The 18932-nt window shown below is 50.6% G+C and carries 13 protein-coding genes; 4 read left to right on the forward strand and 9 right to left on the reverse strand.

What is annotated here, in order from left to right; translation table 11 throughout:
* Positions 1 to 3: 3 nt before the first annotated feature.
* From pglX to IB286_RS13900, 5 genes are read right to left on the reverse strand one after another with little or no spacing between them, the layout of a single operon-like run.
* The gene (gene pglX / locus IB286_RS13880) at positions 4 to 3627 is read right to left on the reverse strand and encodes a BREX-1 system adenine-specific DNA-methyltransferase PglX (protein ID WP_190766543.1); all 3624 of its coding nucleotides are present in this window, start codon (positions 3625 to 3627) and stop codon (positions 4 to 6) included.
* On the reverse strand, positions 3620 to 5365 hold the full coding sequence (locus IB286_RS13885; protein WP_190766545.1) for a DUF262 domain-containing protein: 1746 nt from the start codon (positions 5363 to 5365) through the stop codon (positions 3620 to 3622). Before IB286_RS13885 ends, pglX begins: the two co-directional genes overlap by 8 nt.
* A gap of 11 nt (positions 5366 to 5376) precedes the next feature.
* The gene (gene brxC / locus IB286_RS13890; protein ID WP_190766547.1) at positions 5377 to 8955 is read right to left on the reverse strand and encodes a BREX system P-loop protein BrxC; all 3579 of its coding nucleotides are present in this window, start codon (positions 8953 to 8955) and stop codon (positions 5377 to 5379) included.
* Between the two features lie 28 nt (positions 8956 to 8983).
* Entirely contained in the window at positions 8984 to 9556 is a 573-nt protein-coding gene (locus tag IB286_RS13895; RefSeq protein ID WP_190766549.1) for a DUF1788 domain-containing protein, read from the reverse strand.
* Between the two features lie 13 nt (positions 9557 to 9569).
* The gene (locus IB286_RS13900) at positions 9570 to 10154 is read right to left on the reverse strand and encodes a DUF1819 family protein (RefSeq protein WP_190766551.1); all 585 of its coding nucleotides are present in this window, start codon (positions 10152 to 10154) and stop codon (positions 9570 to 9572) included.
* Between the two features lie 391 nt (positions 10155 to 10545).
* On the opposite strand from IB286_RS13900, the gene IB286_RS13905 reads away from it, so the two are divergent.
* On the forward strand, positions 10546 to 11415 hold the full coding sequence (locus IB286_RS13905) for a helix-turn-helix transcriptional regulator (protein ID WP_190766553.1): 870 nt from the start codon (positions 10546 to 10548) through the stop codon (positions 11413 to 11415).
* Positions 11416 to 11926: 511 nt separating this feature from the next.
* Here IB286_RS13905 and IB286_RS13910 read toward each other — a convergent pair.
* Entirely contained in the window at positions 11927 to 12325 is a 399-nt protein-coding gene (locus IB286_RS13910; protein WP_190766555.1) for a hypothetical protein, read from the reverse strand.
* 140 nt (positions 12326 to 12465) lie between these two features.
* The gene (locus tag IB286_RS13915) at positions 12466 to 14598 is read right to left on the reverse strand and encodes a DEAD/DEAH box helicase (protein ID WP_190766557.1); all 2133 of its coding nucleotides are present in this window, start codon (positions 14596 to 14598) and stop codon (positions 12466 to 12468) included.
* A gap of 475 nt (positions 14599 to 15073) precedes the next feature.
* Between IB286_RS13915 and IB286_RS13920 the strand changes: the two genes are divergently transcribed.
* The 3 genes from IB286_RS13920 to IB286_RS13930 all read left to right on the forward strand — a co-directional run bounded on the left by IB286_RS13920 (position 15074) and on the right by IB286_RS13930 (position 17384).
* Positions 15074 to 15778, forward strand: coding sequence for a hypothetical protein (locus IB286_RS13920; RefSeq protein WP_190766559.1), 705 nt, complete (start codon positions 15074 to 15076; stop codon positions 15776 to 15778).
* 207 nt (positions 15779 to 15985) lie between these two features.
* On the forward strand, positions 15986 to 16477 hold the full coding sequence (locus IB286_RS13925) for a hypothetical protein (protein WP_190766561.1): 492 nt from the start codon (positions 15986 to 15988) through the stop codon (positions 16475 to 16477).
* A 1-nt stretch (position 16478) separates the two neighbouring features.
* On the forward strand, positions 16479 to 17384 hold the full coding sequence (locus IB286_RS13930) for a hypothetical protein (protein ID WP_190766563.1): 906 nt from the start codon (positions 16479 to 16481) through the stop codon (positions 17382 to 17384).
* 518 nt (positions 17385 to 17902) lie between these two features.
* Here IB286_RS13930 and IB286_RS13935 read toward each other — a convergent pair.
* On the reverse strand, positions 17903 to 18136 hold the full coding sequence (locus IB286_RS13935; RefSeq protein WP_223826416.1) for a hypothetical protein: 234 nt from the start codon (positions 18134 to 18136) through the stop codon (positions 17903 to 17905).
* An 11-nt stretch (positions 18137 to 18147) separates the two neighbouring features.
* Positions 18148 to 18822, reverse strand: a complete 675-nt coding sequence (locus IB286_RS13940; protein WP_190766565.1) for a DUF4113 domain-containing protein — start codon at positions 18820 to 18822, stop codon at positions 18148 to 18150.
* Positions 18823 to 18932: the final 110 nt, after the last annotated feature.

Genomic DNA, 18932 nt, shown 5'->3' on the forward strand with positions numbered 1-18932 from the left:
ATATCACCCCTTCTTCCCCGTAACCGCCTTCACCTCGGCCAGCAAATCACCAAATTTGCCGTAGTTGACCTTTACGCCATCATCGAGATCCAGGGTGATACGTTGGTCGGCGTAGTGGCGGAGGTTTTCGTCGAAGCGGCGGAGTTCGTCGAGTTGTTTGACGAGTTTGTCTTTTTGCTTTTGGAAGCGTTTTTGCTCGGCGCTGGAGGTTGAGGATTGGATGTCCTGCTCCAGGTTGTCGATGCGGGCTTGCATACGGGATTGGAGGGGGACGACGTATTCCATGCGCATGCGGGAGAGTGTGCCGGCGTTGTAGCGGTGTAGGTAGACGAGGGCTTCGAAGGCTTTGTGTTTGCCGGAGCTGAACAGCCAGTAGATGGGCCGCTTTTTGTAGGTTTGCAGGTGGTCTTTGTAGAAGTCGCGGCTTAAGTAGCGGCGGATGGTGTCGTCGGCGGATTCGCTGGCTTTGCTGCCGAGGGATTCGGCGAGCCAGGCCATATTTTCGGCCTCGGTGTCTTCGCCCCAGACGACACGGACAAATTCGCGGATGCGGTTGGCGCCGTCGTCGTCGAACCAGGCTTCGTCGGTGATGGGGACGATGCCGTCGTCGTCGGCCGGGTAGGTTTGGTAGCGGCCGAGGTCGAAGCCTTCGTTGCCGGCGTGGGCGTAAATCAGGCCGGGAGCGTCGAGGCTGTAGCGGCCCATCATGCAGCCGATAGTATAAGCAATTAGCTCTTTTAGAGTGTCATTGCGAAACTTCTCACGGAGTTCATTTACATTCAACTTCATTCCGTATCGAAAAATTGGATTCGTGAAGAGAGTGACACGCCCCTCTGAAACTTCCGCGCCTACGTCATGGGACAAACCGAATGAGGCTATGATTTTTTTGTTGACAATCTCTTCAAGGTCTTTTACTCGCGCAATTAATTTTAATGAAGCCTCGAAATATGTGTCGAAGGATAAATGTAGCTTCCTATCAGCAATACAAACCAGAGGGGAACCTTGAAAATCCCAAGATGCTTCGAAAGCATCCCAGTCAGCCTTATGGATGGCGATTATTTCTTCAACAGCGATTTTTATTGAATTTGATATCTCGCCGCCATTTTTCAGATCATCGGGAACCGGTATCTTTTCCAGATCTACGGCTTGAAAGTTCAAAGTTGGTGATAATGCAGAGACAACCTCATTCGCAACGGGCGAAAGCATCAAGGCCAGAATAATCCTATTATCTATTTTCTCACTTTGAATAACTGGGCCACCAATACTAAATATAGATCCTTTAGGCAAAAGCCGAACACCAAAATTTGAGGAGCTAATTGCCGAATATGTGACCGACTCTCGAAAGTATCTGCGACGGTTTTTTATAACAAACTCGGGATCTGATATGTTCGGGTATTTTTTTGTAACCAAGTCAATCAAGATCGCGCCATCATCCTCATAGCGCACCAACTGCTCCACATTTCCATACCACTTTCTAAATTTTCCACCCTTGTTAAAGGGAAACCAATAACACCCTCGCTTATTTCCCTCAGAGGCACTACTACAGCCGAAAGCAACAAGCTCATAATCAACTTCAGACCAGTTGCGCACGAAGTAATCTGAATCTGTCGTAGACATCCCCTGCTTTAAATCTGCAAGCTCACCGAGCGAATCAAACTTAACAAAACTCTCGCGCAAACTAGGATTTAACCAATACGCCACCGGGCTTCCCGGAATCTTCTTGAAATCATCCGGTTTGGCGGTATAGAACCAGCCGCAATCTGGGTTGCGAATGGCTTCCAGCGTTTTCGGCCCCTGATTCTCGGAGCCTCGGAAGTCGGATAGCCGGACGTAGGAGCCGGTGAAGTTCTCGACATGTGCCTTCGATAACGTGAAGGTGCAGATTGGCACCGTGGCTTCGGCGAAGCCGGAGTACTCCAACTGCACCAGCGTGGTTAGCGTGTTCCGTTCGATGAAGTGGCTGCGCAGTTCTTCGTAGCTGGAGATGAACATCCAGACAAATGGCGACATGAAGCCGAGTTGCCCGGCGGGCTTGGTCATCGCCAAATCACGGATCATGAAGGCGGAGAACAGATCCTTCTCGTAGCCTTTGTATTCGGCTTTGAGGTGCGCCTTCAGATTCGGATTCAGGTACTTGTTGCCCATATACGGCGGATTCGCTACCACCGCATCAAATTGCTTGGCCAGCACTTCCGCCTGCGCCACCAGCCGCAGCAATGTCTCCGCCGCATCGCGGCCCAGCATGTCGCCGCCTTCGCGCACGGCCTCCAACTCCCGCCGCAGATCTGGCAAGGCATTCGCCAGTTCGTCGGGAACCTGAATCAGCGAGCCAAAGGTTTTGGCCTGGTCGAAGGTCTCCACAAGCTGAATCACGGTCGCAGAGTCAATCTGTGGCGCATTCAACGCATTGTGCAGATCCGCCGCGCTACCTTCCTTCGCCTCCTGCAAGGCCAACACATTCAAACTCACCGGCTGCCCAAACAAGCGCCGATCATCCGCCCGCGCCTTCATCAACAAGGCAAAGCCAGCGAGCTGTGCGGCACGGTCGTCGATATCCAGCCCGTAGAGGTTCTTTTCCAGAATGAGCCGGGGGATGTCCTGCCGGCGGTAGCCGCGTTCGAGGTAGATGTCGCGCAGCAACTCAAAAGCTTCCACCAGGATGTGGCCGGAGCCGCAGGCCGGGTCGAGCAGCGTGAGGGATTCGGGGTTGAGAGTGGCGCCGTCCTCATCGATGCGGGCCTGGATGAGCGCGTCGAGCTGGGCGTTGACCTCGTCCGTCTGCTCAGCGGGTTTTATGTAGTACTCCCACTTGGTCGCCAGTTGGCTTGTGGGGTTGGCCATCAGCCACAGGCGGCCGAGGCTGTTCTGCACCAGGTATTTGACGATCCAGTTGGGTGTGAACAGCTGGGTGGCGGCGGGGATGTCCTCGCTTTTCACCACCTTGCCGATGACCTGATCCTTCTTCTCGCTGATGTAGAACTGGTAGAGCCAGCCGATGATTTCGACTTCTTGCCAGTCGGCTTCATCAATTTTGGTGACTAATGGTGCTAGCAGTGAATCGGTGCGCAGCAGGCCGTCGGGCAATAACAGCTCGGTGGCGTCGTCCAGTGATTCAAACAGGAAGGGCATTGCGTTATGGAGGGCATGGCACTGGGCCAGCAGCACTTCGCGGTACAGCTCTTCGTCTTTATTGCCTGCCAGCTTGAGCTCCAGCGCGGCAGGCTTATTCAGCCCCGGCAGCTCCAGATCGGCAATATGGTCGAGGATCTCTGGCTGGGTGTGGCCAGTTGCTGCGTTTGCCGGGTGACTTAGCACCCGATAGTCGTGATCCAGAAAGCCTTGTAGCTCCATATAGCGGATGGCCACCAGGCGGTTAAACCAGGTGTAGGCCATAGCCTCCATCACCTGGGCAAAACCCTGGTCGCGAATGCGGGCTTCCAGTATCGATCGCATTTGGCCATAGGCTGCCGGGAAGGCCTTGCCGTTGATCAGCAGCGCTTCGCCTTGTTTTTCAACTTTGGCGGGGCTTTTGGGGTTGAGGCCCAGCAGCTCAGCGCGACGGGTGACCGCGGCGATAAAGTCGAGTCGCGCCTGGGGGGCGTATTTTTTTAGGGCGGATTTATTCATCGATTTGATCCAATACTGACTTGATACGGGCTTTGAGCGTGGCTTTGCGCTGTTTGTAGAATTCAGGGAAGCCCATTAGATCTTCAGGTAGGTTTTGAATAGCCTGATTTTCGAGATATTGCTTTCTGGCCAGTTCGTCTGGCCATTGCGCCTGATACCACTCAGCGGGCATTTTTTGGCGCTTTTCGTTGTTGATCGAACCTACCAATAGTTGAAGGTTAGGTAGCCGGTTACATTGATCCTGCAAGGCTTCTATTTGCTCTTCCGCGAAGCCCGTCTTTATCAATTTGGTCTTGGTAAACCGGCCCTTAGGGAAGATATGGTCTACATGAAAATGCTGGGAAAAATCAAAGCCGGGAAACAGCACTGACAAAAGTGCGAATGTGGTTTTACCCCCATAGGGGAGCTCACACAGCTCGTCGATTTCTTCATCGGAAAAGACCAGAGTTTTACCTCGTTTGGTCATCGCGGCTTCCAATTCAGCAGCAGGAAATCCGTTGCCCGCCTTTTCCTTGAGTACCTCTCGCAGATCAGTCAGCAAGGTGTCCAAGCCACTCCCCCAGATCCCCGAGGCCTTGAGCAAACTGCGTACAAACCATTTTCTGACTGCTTCGCGATCCGCAGAAAATTCAGACCGAGACAGATATCCATCACCGAGAGTACGGGCGTGTAGATAGTAAGCGATCGGTAGAATGGCGCTATCGGCGCGTAGGTTCTGACCATTGAAACCAAAACTGGCCAATAGGCGAACGGCCAACATCAACGAGCTGCGGATGGCCTGCCACTGAGTTTCCAGCTTAGCCATATTGGCTTTGTTGAAGTTCTCAACTTTAAATCCAACACTGCCGATATCCGCCAGCATTAGTCCAGCTTTAAGCACAAGGTCTTTGCTGAAAGCGAATCCATCGCCTTCGGCATTCATTTCATCGACTATGGAATGGATTTCCTGTCGGGCATCCAGATTTTGCCACTGGGCAACGGCTATCGACAGAAGTAGATCCGAGTACGAAAGTGCTGTGCCGCCGCTGTTCATACGGATAAAGATATTCAGGACACGCTCAAGATCCTGATTGGTTTCTTCGTAGTAGCTGATGACATCTTTATCGTGAATCACCCGCAGTAGGTCTCTCAAAGTAGATCTCGCCTTGCCCCTGTGTTCTTTATCTGCGATGTCGTCTAGCTCGTCCGTCAGGACATCTCGATCCTCGCCAAACGCGCGCGGTACTTTGAACCAATATTCACCTTCAGGGGTCTTGGCGAGCTGCTCCCGTGTGAGAAACTCGAATTGATACTGAGAACCGGTTTCCAGATCAGGCTCACCCAAGAGGTTTAGATACAGGTGACGCTCTGGAAATGCAGAGTCGTTTGTCCACCACTTACCGGAAATTCGCCAAGCGTATGAACCGCGCAGACCAATATTGAGTGCAGTCATGCGCTGCTGGCCATCTAGCACCGCAGTTAATGCCTTATTCGGCAGCTCTTTTATGAGCTCACAGTGGTAGCTGTCCCGCTGATGAAAGTTCTGGACAAAGTCATAGAACTGGTACTGAGATTGCTGATCAGGCTCTATCTTCCAGAACAGAAAGGTGCCGAAAGGGTAGCCCTGAAGGAGGCTATCAAATAGCTGGCAGATTTGATCTGGCCCCCAGACAAACTCCCGCTGAATCGCCGGCAGTATGTATTGGTGTTCCTCGACGCCTTTCAGCAGCTCAAAAATGGTTCCACCGGGTTTGTACATGGCTGGTTTCCTTACCGAATATGAACGCGACGGCCTTGCTCCAGTGCATTCATGATTTGTTTTCGTAGTTCTTCCAAGTATTCCTCAGCGCTTTCGGCACTTTCTATATAGTCCATGCTGATTTTACTGGCGTAGATCCGCTCGACAGGCTTCACCGCGGGGGCCGGTTTAGCTTCATAACCCTCTTTTGGCTCTGAAGCTTTGTTCGCCTCTGCCGACAATTTTGCCAGTAGCTCTACTGCGTCATCGGCAGCATCCGTTGACTGTGTTGAAAGCTGATACAAGTGTGCCAGACTGGTTTGCGCTTCTGCGCTTTGGCGCAGGGTTTGGAGCTGGCGCAGGCAGCGGTTGCGAGTATCGGCATCGGCCTTGGCGGCATCCAGATCTTTTGTAACCCGCTCGATTTGATTGTCGATATGGCCCAGCACACGGGTGCGCACTCTGGCTATAGCGGCCGTGTTGACCTGATCGATTTTGGTGACCAGTGCCTCCACCTCTTGCAGCAGCCCAAAGGGTGAAGGCGCGGTGCGGATGGCTTCCAGGCGTTGCAGGGCGGTTTTAGCCTCGTTGTCTTTTTCCAGCTCGCGGCGGTTGGGTTCAAACTCACGTTGCGCTTTGATGAGCTTGTCCCATACCGGCTTCTGGTTGGTGAAGAAGTGGCTAAGCTCTTGGTGGTTGTCGGCGGTATCCAGCAGGTCATCTTTGTGGTTGGTGAACTGTTGAATGGCCGTGAAGCTGTCGGGTGCGGATAGCAGCTTGTCGCATAGTGCCAGCCCTTCATCTGCCAAAGATTTGCCGGGGTAGCCGGTATTGCTGAGGGTGACCCACTGCTTGAACTCTTGCTGCCAGCTTTGCAGATGCGCTTTGATGGCGGCGTAGATACGGTCTTCATCATCTGGTGGCAGTTTGCCGAAAATGTCTCGAGTGAGGTTTCTGGCCTGTTGCAGTTCGCTGCTGCCGATGGCTTTGCGGCGTTCGACTTCGATGGATTTCCAGCGCGACGGCGGGTTGAGTTGCTCGTAGATCTTTTCGATAGGGAGCGGCGTCTGGTTCAACCTGAGGCTGAGTTCTCCGGCTTTTACCAGGCGAATCACCAATAGAACGGTCTCCCACTCTGACCAGCCATAGGGGCGGCGGGCAAAGTGGGTATTGGCCAGATCGTGCAGGATGATTTGGCGGTGGCTGGCACTGGCCAGCTCCACGTATTGCTGCACTTCTTTGAGGGCGCGGGGGTTTACTGTTTCACCTTCGCCCAGATCCAGCGCCGGCGTTGAAGGGTCGTCCAGCAGGGCTTTGATCTCTGCCTGCGGGTCTGCAGTGAGATGTTCGATGAACGCCATTTTGCCGAAGCTATTGCGCACCAGGTCGTGTAGGGCTTCATCGACAATGCCCCTTGCAGTTGAGGCTTTAAGCTCTGGCTGGTGGCCTGCGGCGAAGGCCACGGCGCTTTGCAGCAATTTTTCCAGGGTGATTTTGAGGCGATCACGGCGCTGGCGGTTTTCATCGGCGCGGTCTTGAAGGATGCGACGCGCCGTGGATGGCAGACTGCCATCGGTGCGCTTCATCACGTACTTATCGGTTTGGATGTACTGGCGCAGCTCGGTAGCCAGCTGGTTATCGTCTGGCAAGCGGAAGATGACCTGCCCCTCGCCTTCGGTGCTGCGCATGAGGGTTTTGTCGTCACGCCATTGGTCGCGGTCATCGATCAGGGGGGTGATGACCTGCAGGTTCAGCGCGCCATCACTGCGGTTGCCGTAGGGGTGTTGATCACAGCTGAGGTTCAGGCCGAAGTCGTTGCCGTTATCGGTAAAGCGGAATTTGCGCATACCGCCGAGGAGGTCTTCAAAAATCAGTTCACCGAGTTTTTTGGCTTCTTCTGCGGCGGTGAGGTCTACCGCTTTGATCTCACGACTGATATCCCGCTCTTCATTGGTCAGGAAGAAGAAATTATCGCCATTGCGGCTGACCAGGGTTTGGCCTTCCAGCCGTTGCAGGCTTTCTTCGATTTGGGTGCGCAGGCCACGGCGGTCGGCGTCGATCTGGTCGATAAACAGGGTGATGAGGTTATCGACATTGCCGGGGATTTCGTCCACGTAGCGGATCAAAAACAGGGTTTGCAGTACTTTGACATCAAAATCCTGCAGCGAGGGGTTCTTTGCGGCATTTTCGATGGTGGATTTCACCACCCCTTCAAGGAAGCTCTCGATTGAGGGATAAAAACGGTGAAGCGGTACCAGTATCCCCGGTTCTTCTTCTACAACGGCTTTGGCGGCAGACTGGAAGGCGTCCAGCAGGGAACGCTCCCCCCGGGCCAGGTGCAAGCCGGTAGCGCCAGCCTTGCGCACAGATTCAAAGATGCTTTGCACCAGGGTGAACTGGTATGGCGCAAAGGGATAGACGTCGGCGAATTCATCTTCATCGGCATAGGCTTTGAAGGTTCGGCCGGTATTGGTGAAGCTGAGCTGGTTTTTGAGGATGTCGGCTTCTTTGCGGAACAGCTCGCGCAGACTGTCTGCGGCTTCTGGGCGCTTTTTGAGTAGGCGCTTCTGGATCACTTCATCGACGTTGGCGGAAGACAGCGACAAGCGGGTACGGAAACGCCCCTGGATTTTGGAGAAGTCGTTGGCGCTGCTGGCCTTGAGCTGGCCGACAACGGCGTCGATGTCTTCCTGAGAGGTGACGATGACCCAGGCCCGACCGTCACAGATGGTGCCGAGGTTTTCAGTGATGGTTTGAAGATTCAGCATGAGCTGGGTATTGCCGCCGATGAACTGGCCGATTTCATCGACGAGAAATACGATACGGTGTTTCTTGCCGCATTTATCGAGGTATTCCTTGATCATCTTGCAGAAGTTTTCTACCGAGAGCCAGTTGTCGAAGTCGCGCTCAAGGCGCTCCAGCCAGGCGTCGGCATCGGCCACCGCTTGCCCCATGGCCGCACTGTAGGCGGTGGCAACAGCATCGGAGTAGAAGGTGTAGCCGTCGCGCTCATCCAGCCAGGGTGAATCGGCTTCTTTCTCGAATTCAGCTTTGAAGGTATCGAATACCCCCTTCTCCTCCAGCTCCTGCTCCAGCCGGGCAATATGGGGGTGATCTGGGCTGAAGCCGCGCATTTCGTTGAAGACTTTCAGGAAGACTTTGAGAATGGCATCGCGGGTATTGTCGGCATCGGCTTTGCTGTCGATATTGAACAGCAACACATCGCTGTCGCCGGTAATGGCCCGGGCGATATCGCCAGCCAGCATGGGGTCAGTGATTTTGTCTTCAAAGAAGTCTTGGGCTTTGCGGGTTTGTCCTTCTTGGCTGACTTGTTTGTTCGCCAGCAGGTAGGACAGAATTTTAATGAAATGAGATTTACCGCTGCCGAAGAAGCCTGAGACCCAGACACCGACATTGCCACTGGCGTCGGCGGGGTTATCCAGCGCAGAGAGGTAGCGCTCAAAGAAGCCGCGTAGGTGACCATCCAGCTCTTTGGTGATGACGTATTCGTCGAGCTCCTGCCAGACGTTGGCATCGTCCTTTTGATCGGCTTTGATGACGCCGTTGATGCTGCGCTGGATGCTGCGCTCAAACATATTCCCTATCGGCATGGTTTATCTCCCTGTTTGTATTCTGTTATCAATCGACCAGCCGAAAGGCACGGTAATATGGGGTGTCGCTTAACTGGCCGAACAGGCGCAGTGACTGGCCGTCGTATTCGCCCGGAAAGAAAAGCACCAGCGGAGTGAGCCCGGTATAGGGCTGCAAAACGTTGAGTAGCTTGTGAGTGCGGATGATGGGGTATGCGCTGCCTACACCGTCGATCAGGTAGGCATCGTATTCATCTACTGGCCATTTTGCGGTAATGAAGTCTGCGATTTTTTCGGCTTTGAGCGGGCCTTTTAGCTGCTTGGCCAGCGCCTCACCACCTTTGGTGGCTTGCAGTTTCACGGCTTTGTCGTAGAAATCGCGCGCTTCCAGCATTTCAATCAACACTTGAAACAGATGAACACGGGCGACCTTCATTGCAGGTTTCGCTTTGGAAAGCTGGGTGACCAGAAAATCGATATGCTCGCGCACCTGCAGTTCACTTTCTGCCGGGTAGTCGAAGGCATAAAACGGTACTTCATTGCCCAGCCCTCGGTTCTCCCGAAAGTTCTCCGAGGTGAGGGTCGGTAATATTTTGTTAAGTCTCTCGTCCAGGCGGTTCACGCCGCTCTCCCTTTCAGTGTGCACAGTCCATGGCTGACAGGATGTCATTATGGCCATGTTTGGCCAGGTAGTTTCGGATCTCTGGTAGCACTCGCACATGCTGCAAGGACTTCGCTTTGTTTTTTGCCAGATAGCCGGCCTCAGTCAGAATGCGGTAAGCATTTTGTCGGAGCTTGGCCTGTGTGCCCTCAGAGACCTCGGCCAGGTTGGCGTGCACTAGGGTCATATCAGCAAAGAAGCTGCGCCAGATACGCTCTTCCAGACTGGGGCTCATCCTGCGGTATTCATCGGCGAGCGCCGTGCGCATGAACTCGGCCAACAAGGGGGAAAACTTGAGCGCACAGGCCAGGATTGCCTGGGTTGCCGTGGGGCGTTCTGCGTTGGCCACGATCTCCCACAGCTCCTCGTCCATGGATTCGAGTCGCATTCTGGCGATATTGGCGTAGCTTTTTGCCGTGTTAATTGTTTTGGCCTGGAGGATGTTTTCTACCTCGATTGCCTGTCGCCAACGCTCGGAATCCGGGTGCTCCAGCAGCAAGCGTGCGACTGCCTGTGTCTCTGGAACGATGAGCGATGCCTTGGTGAAATTGGCGAGCAATGGGACTCCTTGTCTGGCTTGGTTCAGCAGTGGCTGCCGGGGTTTAAGGGGAAGCTGGCGATAGCTTCTCCAAGCGCCCGTTTTTATTGCTATTTTATCGATACAACTCCTGATTGTAACCCGCACAGACGGACATAAGTAGGGATCTCGAATACGATCATTTTTTAAGCAATTTTGCAGCATCACATGCCATTCCCAGCGATTGAAAAGGTGTTGCGCTTTACTTCCTTTCAAAGCGCAACGCACGATTCCATCCGTAAGGCGATTAACCAGTCATCCATCACACCAACGCTTCCTGTGTCGGCATGGGTGAACTATACTGCCGCCAAAACATACATGTACATATTGGCTACATATACATGTCGCATTTTCAAGCAGAAGGAACTGAACCATGAGCAAAAAAACGGATTGGGCAATTCGCTGGGATACCCTGCTTCGATACAGGATGATTGAGACAGTAGCCTTGTGGGAGGGCCGTCTGACGACGAATCATCTCCAGGACGCCTTCGGCATAGGCAGGCAGCAGGCATCCAAAGACATTAATAAGTACTCGGCAGAGTTTGCGCCCAACAACCTCGGCTATGACGCGGTTCAGAAGGGCTACTGTCCAACCAAAGCCTTTGAGCCGGTTTTCACCCAAGGCGTGGCCGACGAGTACTTGCAAATGGTCAATGCCAATGCAGAATTTGGTTCTGTCTTTTCTGTAGACAACCCGATTCGGCGTTTCACCGAAGTTATCTCGCCTCTGAACCGCGACCTGCGCCCGAAAGTGCTGCGCCCTATTCTGCGCGCCGCTCGCGAAGGGAAACGAGTCGAAATATGCTACGCCTCGCTGAGTAATCCCGTTCCGGAATACCGGGTGATACAGCCCCATTCAGTGGTTTTCACCGGCATCCGCTGGCATGTGCGCGCTTACTGCGAGCATCGACAGGGTTACCGAGATTTTGTACTCAGCCGCATTTCTGACGAGCCTGAAATTACGCTGAAAGGCGAGAATGGTGCTGAGGGTGACGCTGACTGGCAGCAAGAGGTAGAGCTGCTCATCGGCCCGGATCCGAGATTAACACCCGCACAGCAAGCCATCATTAGGCAAGATTTCGGTATGGTGCGGAATCGGCTGACAATAACCACTCGCGGCGCCCTAGTTCACTACGTACTCCAGCAGCTCCAACTGGTTGAAGAAAACCCCTCAAGCACGCCTGAAGCCCAGCAGATCACGCTCCTCAACCGCGATAAGCTCAAACGCTGGATCTGGTCGTAACACTCGCTACTACTGCTCGAAAAAGCGACATGTGAATTCGGACAGTATAGATTTTGACCAGTCTCGAGCGCAGGATGTAAACGAACTAGTGAAGAAAGGAGTCTGGATATGTGGTGGGTACTGATTTTTGTTGTTTGCTATGTCATTAATGAGCTTTGTAAGACAGATTGACCTAGGTGTCACGACGACACCTAGGTCGGCACTGCTACTCCAAATCGGAGATTACTGTTGTACCAACCCACCTGAATGGTGGTTACCTAACAACCCTTTCGGGGCCTACTGCTTCTATCAACCGCCAATATGGCGGATAACTAAAACTCCAAATCGGAGATTACTGCACTACCAACTATCCACCTGCAATGGTGGCTACCCTCAACTACTTTCGGGGCTTACTGCTTTTATCAACCGCCCAGATGGCGGCTAACTTAAACTCCATAACTGAGATTGCTGCACTACTGTATGTGGCAAGATGCTCCCCCCTTCACTGAGAGAAGCACATGCCTCACAACGATTAGTGTACGGGTCGTTTTAAAACGCCGACTAAATCAATCAAACTTTCTGAAGTAATAAAATCACCTGATAACTGGCCATCAAAATCAGAATATTCATCGCACCAGGATTCTACCCACGCATCCACATGGAAAAGGATGTCCAACTCTCCGTGCCTGATCGAACCCTGATGAGCGATAGCTTCTTTCAGCATCAGGAGGCTAAATGGAACCCCACGCTTACCTTCAAGATAGTCATTAATTTTGACTTTCAAGGACTCACCAACTTGAGCCAACTCTTTATCAGATAGGCTAAACATGAATTCATAGAATTCCATGTAGGGAGAGCGGGTGCGCAAGTCCTGGTAATTTTCCGACTCAGCGATTGCTACTGGGAAAAGGTTTTCGTTCAATGTTTTCATAATAATTTCCTTAAAAGTTTAAATTGGTAGCCGCTCCCCCAAACGACTGAGATCATATTAAATATTCCCCCTCAAATATTTAATATACGGTATATATTATACGGACACCGGTAGCATGTCAATATATATTTTACTGTTTTTTATTTATTTTTATGCAAGGTTTTTAGGGTCTCGAATTTATCAGCTGCGTCTTGGAAATTAATATCAAACCGGTTTCCAAGCGCCCTCTTAATATACTTCAGCGATTTTGAGTCCTCTTTGACAATCACGCTCCCACCTGATTTCGCATTATTTCGCACACTGTAGCCAAGCTGTCTGTAGATTTTGCAGGCAATTTGAGCAGCAACCTTCGGGCTCAAGCTACCTGTCCTTGGCATTTTTATCAGCCCAATCCGATTCCAATTTGCACTCTTTCGGATTCCATTCAATACTCGCAAAGCCGTGGTTTCGTCAAACTCACGACCGGTCTTGTATAGCCTGAGAAGCAAGGCTCTTGCCATCTCGAAATTTGCACCATCAAGCCTGAAGTCGACATCCCCAAAAATATGTCCGACTGAGCACACACCACCATCGAGGTTAACCGCCATCTCTTCCGTCAACGCAATAATTCGATGAAGCTGAACCTTAAATTCACCGCCACCTAACCAAAACTCGACAGCATCCGGGGTTACCTCTCCGCATAGATCTCTCACGAACGCCGCATCTCGCGCAGCTATCTCTGCGCTACTAAGGTCTGCTCGATATTTGAGTTTTCGGGCAAGATTTAAGTCGATTATTTCTGCCTGTAAAATCTGGTTAACACGCAGCTTTTTAAGCTCAGATTTTGCCGCCCTTACCTCCGTACTTGGCTGCACCGGCTTATTTAACTGGCCATAATTTCTGAGCACCTCAAACTTTAGATGCTCCAAAGTAAGCTCAAGGCTGGTCGCAATGGATTGTCTCAGATAGTCATTTTGAGCACGGATCTGATGAATAATCGGGAGGTAATGATTGTTAGAGACAGTTTCTAGCGATGGCACAAATTGACTGCCTTTCACGCAAATCGTGAATTTCTTCGCCGTGCGATCACGACGGAGCATTTGCACACAATAGAGAGGCGGGATAACGCCTGAAAAAACACCGAAATGCTCATCAAAGTGCTCTTTTTCTATGGATACCGACGATCCCATAACCGGCGTATAGATGAGCAACCGCACATTTTTCAAATTTTGGTTTGGACTACGTAGGAATCTTTCCCGCCTCTTATCTTTATTCTCAGCATGCAGTAGCATCAAGCCGGTCTTAGACGTAAATATCGCAGCCAACGCTTCAGCTTGAGCTCTGCTGTCTACAGCAATAGCCACTCGCCGGTTTTTAGACAATGCACTCTTAACCTTCTCGATAAGACGCTGCTCAGAGACTAATTCCGCCGAAATGTCACTATGATCAGCAGGCATCTCAACGACTACCGGCTCACGCCCTGCTTCTCTGCAAAAATCAATCAGAGTATCGTTTGCATCAGCATCAAGCAGAAAAACGGTTTTAGAATCGCCAACTACCTCAAGCAGCTTGCGATATAGTGATTCTCGCCCGCGCATAAGATCATCACTTTCGGACAGTGTATCCAGTGCTTTCTGAGCCTCTTCAACAACCAGCAGCCCCAAATCATCCAACTTATGTGACACGTGGGGCTTACAGATAGAATTGATCGTTGTTGCTAATCCAGGGGCGTTCAGATTCTCGTAGGTTAAATCTGAATAGAGTTCAACGGGGATTTTCGTTGACTTACGCGCGTCAGCGACATAGCTCTCACAGATTGCAATGAGTGGCGCAATAACCGCAGCATTTAAGCCCGAATCTAGGGCAGTATATAAACCAGGCTTGGCAATTTTGCTTGTCTTTCCCGCGCCAGTGGGCACTTTGAAGATATAAACGCCTCCCAGTTTCACGCATTCATCAACATCTACACTATCAACGGTTTGTACGACATTTTTTGTTAAAGTACGCGTTATCGACGCTGATTCGACAACGATGTTGCGGTGCTTATTGACTCGCCAGGGCTCAGCGTCAGTAAAAAATCTGAAAGGCGATGTTTTGAGAAGTTTTCCGTTTTGATAGTGCATTACCTTTAGCCGCTTCGCCAAAAGATAATCCGCTACTGCAACCCGTGCATCCGGGAGACTTCGGTAGAGCTCCACTTTCTCAGCCAGCTCAGTATCGCTAGCAACACGCTCTAATATGATTTTGGAGGGCACATCTTTAACGTCTTGCGCCGAGACCAATATATCTACCATCTTTCCGTTAAATCCTGTTGTTTTATGTGATCTGCCAAATCACAATATATATTATATTGTTTTTTATTTTTATTAATCAACAAAATCTGACGGCTATTTTATATTTATTGATTTATTATATATTTCTGTTATTATGGTGCTGTCTTTCCGGACACGTTGTTAACAAAGAAAACCCAGCCCGGCCGCCAACCGGGCTATTTTTTTCAACGATCTGGATTCAGCGACTGGTAGAAAAGGGTTCCGCAAAGAGCAGGCAAATGGAGCCTAAGCTCACCCTTCTGCGACTCCAAGCGTCTACCAATTGAATTAGCTATAGCGCATGCAAGGGCTTGACCTTATAGTAATTCTCTAATTAATCTCGACACTCATCGCCACGTGCTCGATACTTGGCGCATCGAGGAAAATTGCAAGGAACCCAGATCTCGCGGCTGGTGATTTAGGGAAGCAAAGAACGCTCTACAATATAGGGAATTACATGAGCAAGACACTTGTCAGTGGAACGATTGGTGAACTCGGCGCAGGTCGTTCGAATAAAAATGGTATTTTGCGCAGTTACGTGGAGGTCGCGGGAAAGCGCTATAAGAACTTGCACATCCCAGATGAATTGGAGACAACTATCCAGCCAGACAGAACGATCGATTTTGTCATCTCCAGAGGCTTTTTATCACCAGATGGTATCTATATTGTCCGAGATGAATCCGGCAGGGTAATTAAAGGCATTAACGCTGCAAGCGTTTTTGCGATGATGGCTCTTTACCTGATTGCTTTAGGTTTTTTGATAGTTGTTGCTTCTGTGTTCGGTGGATACGGACTTACAGGTGACTTCGACCCGCAAAGGGACGTGCCCATTGGGGTTGGTTTATCAATAGCTTTCATATTTTTTGGCCATAGATCTTTGCTTGGTCTTGAGAAAGCGCTGGGGCTTTCTCAAGCCGAGATCAAAGCAAACATTAGCCCGAAAGCCCACTCAGGGAAGCGGCTTGTAGGCCTAGGAATCGGACTGCTTGTCTTAGACGCCTTACTGTATTTTACGGGTGATGAATCTGACAGCGTTACATTCCCGATATCAATCATTGGAGAAACGCACTCCTACTGGCTTATCCCGCAATCATGGATTCTCCCTCCGATTGTTTTATTGCTGCTTTTCGGGTTTATTAGACTCAATAAATCTGAAGACTAGAAATTGCAAACGTTAAGGCAACTTTACTCAATCAAGGCCATTGCACAAGGATGACTTAACGCTGGAAGCGTCAATGAGTAATTCCCCGCTACTCTCCCAGCAAGTCCTGCATATATCAGCTTATAACCACTGCGATCGTCTATACATCGTAATGTTGTGTGCACACTCCTGATACATCAATTTTCAGCACAAGGAACCGCAAGAAAAATGAAAAAAACACTTTCAATGGCGCTGCTAGTTACTGCCACCTCACTGGCAACAGCTGAACCCATCAAACTTGCCGAAGAACTCGCGTCATCACACACGTCAATGCAAGCTTTTGAAATTGGATCAACTTTCGGCATCAACGGATTTCATGGGCCCTATGACGGTGAAATTCCAGCCATCCCCTGTAGCTACAGCCAGCAAGATGGCTGCGTGAATTACAGCGAGATTGATCACTCTCAAGAATTCCAAAGCGCATACACCAATCAGGCTGTTGAAAACTTTATTTACTACACCGCCTATCGGAACGTTATGGCCGGTTTTGCTATGGCACCAGAGTTGGCGGTCTTTAAATCCTGGGTTGAGCAGTACGACCTGGCAAACTTTATTAGGGCGGAGGTACATCTGCTGAAAACTCATAAGAAGGAAATCACCCTGATGAGCTACTCCACCACGCACCAGAATATTCTCAACGCCGTGAAGGAGGCCTACTAAGATGAATAAGCTTTTACTAACGTCAGTCCTGCTTTCTACGATGCTGACGGCCTGCGGTGGCGGTGGCGGTGGTGACGGGAAAGGCAACACTGATGATTCAGGTCTTAGCAGCTATTTCACCGTTACGAATGAAACTGTACTCGCTGCATACCACAACTCTGTAGGTGTTACTGCTGGAGCATGGTCTAATGCTGGCAATTTTGGTGCAACATCTGAATATCATATTCGTGGATGGAACGTAAATCCAGAACTTGGCATCTACATTCCTATTAAGCTGAATGATGTTCAGTTTGCTGAAGAGGCTGCTGATTTGATTGAGGATCATCTTGGTTATCAAATTTTCGACAGAACATCCATTGCTGATATTCCTAATGAAGACATTGAAATGGGCATTGTTTTCGTTGCAGGTACAGCTGTAGGAGCAAGCGGTACTCCTGATCCAAATAGCTGCGGCAATGTAAGTAGCGAGATTGGTGGGCGCAGCATGAACTACGGGTGGTACGGCCAAAATCAAGATGGGGTTATCGATAGCAAGCTTTATGTGAATATTGGTAATGGATTGTCTGGTGGTGGATGCACGGTTGATAGAGAACTGGTTTTTCATGAGCTGCTGCATGCAGTTGGATTGTCGAACCACAACGAGGCTTTTGCTGACAATATCAGGAAGAAATACTTTATTAACTCTCAGGTTATGACCCTGCTTCACAATGTTATTCAGCTACCAATTATGACCTATATCGGAAGAGATGAAGCAGAGCTGTCCTCACAGAACGTAGTGTTTGAGTTTCCATTCGGTTATGACTCTGACCGAGAATCCGAAACACTTGATCATCTCCGCTGCGAGTCTGAGGCAAGTGCGGAGAGCTTTGGCGCTCCTGTAAGAGGCACAGCAGGGTGTGAGGATTAAAAATTAAACGAAAATAGCGGGATGAAACAAGCGACTCCGACAAAAGCAAGGACTGCAACTGAGAAACTACGCCGCTCTCGGTATCTGACACTCCGGAGAGAACGACCCAAACAACTCACGGGGTAGTTGGTTAGGGTTCGGGGAAGGCTGCATGGTGCAGACAAAGGAAATACCAATAAGTCATCGCCTTCGCCGAAACGAAGAGAAAGCTCGTATACCGAAGGCCTGGCGACTGCTTTACGGGTACGAGACGAGTAACTAGCTTGAGTATGCTTCATTGCCAGCTAGTTTCTCGTCATTTTCGCTACTTTCAGTTTGTATGCTTGACAGGATTCTAAGTGATGATAGAAATTCCCAGAGACCTCTATTTCTGCGGCTTTACCCATCAGCTGTTTTACATATTTTGTGTATATAAATAATAAAATAATATTTCTGACAACCCACCCCCACCTGGTTTTTATTCGACCCACCGAGTGGGGCGGAATTTTTCAAGACAGTAATGGGCGAATAGCTTTTGGCTAGTCCATGTAATGACAAGAAATGCGGCTTTCGATTTCTTCAAGACTTGGTCGCTCTCTGACAAACCGAAACTCACCGTCGGAATATACTTCTAGATACCCCCATTCCACACCCAGCTCGCTCTGTCCTGGTTTCGGTGGTTCTGCCCACCAAGGTTCTCGGCTTACCAGATAGGACTCTGGTTTATTAGTTTCCTCAGTGTCCATGGCATTGGGTAGTTGTTCTGCCAACATGGTGTACCTCCCTAAATATGTACTCGGGGTATGTCTGAGAGTCTGGTGGTGTAAGACGGTGATCGGTATTGCTGGCGCATGAACCATTTCTTTTGCACGCCCTCACAGGCCAGTTGCAGGGTGCCTCGGCCATAGCGGCGATTCACGCCATCCAGTAATGCCATAAGGCTATCGGTTTGCTTGGGTTGTCCCAGTTCGAACATGTCGCCCTGCATGTACTTCCTGTCCACCATCTCGATAATGCCGACCCCAGCCTTCAGGTAACTGAAGCCCGGCTTATAGAGTTGCTCTGCCGCGTACTTCGCATACTGGCTCAGTACCCGGGTATCGTCTGTGGGATAAGGTAACTGCACGACCGTACTGCGACTGTAGTAGTGCTGGTCGTAGGGACTGGTTTGGATAAAGACATGCAGCGTGGTCGCCAAATGATTCTGCTGACGCAACTTCTCTGAAGCCCGACTGGCATATAGAGATATAGCCTCTTTGATGGGTGGCAGTGATGTCGCCTTCACTCCAAATCCACGGGTACAGTAGATCTGCTTTTTGGCTGGCGGGTGTTCTTCCAGTTCCAGGCAAGCTTCTCCGTTGAGTTCGGCAATGGTTCGCTCTAGGTTTACGCTGAACCGTCTTCGCAGTAGCTTGGTGTTGGCATTCGCCAAATCCCAGGCAGTATTGTTTAGCGTCAACTATCTTGTCCGGTCGGCGACAACTATGATGGCCGGTTGGGTGGTTCAGTTTTCTACTGGCTTTTCGCCTTTTCCATGTGCTGCTGTTTCCGGTAACTTTCTCCCTCCAG

The sequence above is a fragment of the Spongiibacter pelagi genome (assembly GCF_014705705.1).
Classification (GTDB): Bacteria; Pseudomonadota; Gammaproteobacteria; order Pseudomonadales; family Spongiibacteraceae; genus Spongiibacter; species Spongiibacter pelagi.

Bases quoted from the DNA above. Each gene is read 5' to 3' on its own strand.
- IB286_RS13885 (WP_190766545.1), bottom strand. From the start codon at position 5,365: ATGTACAAACCCGGTGGAACCATTTTTGAGCTGCTGAAAGGCGTCGAG.
- IB286_RS13905 (WP_190766553.1), top strand. From the start codon at position 10,546: ATGAGCAAAAAAACGGATTGGGCAATTCGCTGGGATACCCTGCTTCGA.
- IB286_RS13920 (WP_190766559.1), top strand. From the start codon at position 15,074: ATGAGCAAGACACTTGTCAGTGGAACGATTGGTGAACTCGGCGCAGGT.
- IB286_RS13915 (WP_190766557.1), bottom strand. From the start codon at position 14,598: ATGGTAGATATATTGGTCTCGGCGCAAGACGTTAAAGATGTGCCCTCC.
- IB286_RS13935 (WP_223826416.1), bottom strand. From the start codon at position 18,136: ATGTTGGCAGAACAACTACCCAATGCCATGGACACTGAGGAAACTAAT.
- brxC (WP_190766547.1), bottom strand. From the start codon at position 8,955: ATGCCGATAGGGAATATGTTTGAGCGCAGCATCCAGCGCAGCATCAAC.
- IB286_RS13930 (WP_190766563.1), top strand. From the start codon at position 16,479: ATGAATAAGCTTTTACTAACGTCAGTCCTGCTTTCTACGATGCTGACG.
- pglX (WP_190766543.1), bottom strand. From the start codon at position 3,627: ATGAATAAATCCGCCCTAAAAAAATACGCCCCCCAGGCGCGACTCGAC.
- IB286_RS13910 (WP_190766555.1), bottom strand. From the start codon at position 12,325: ATGAAAACATTGAACGAAAACCTTTTCCCAGTAGCAATCGCTGAGTCG.
- IB286_RS13925 (WP_190766561.1), top strand. From the start codon at position 15,986: ATGAAAAAAACACTTTCAATGGCGCTGCTAGTTACTGCCACCTCACTG.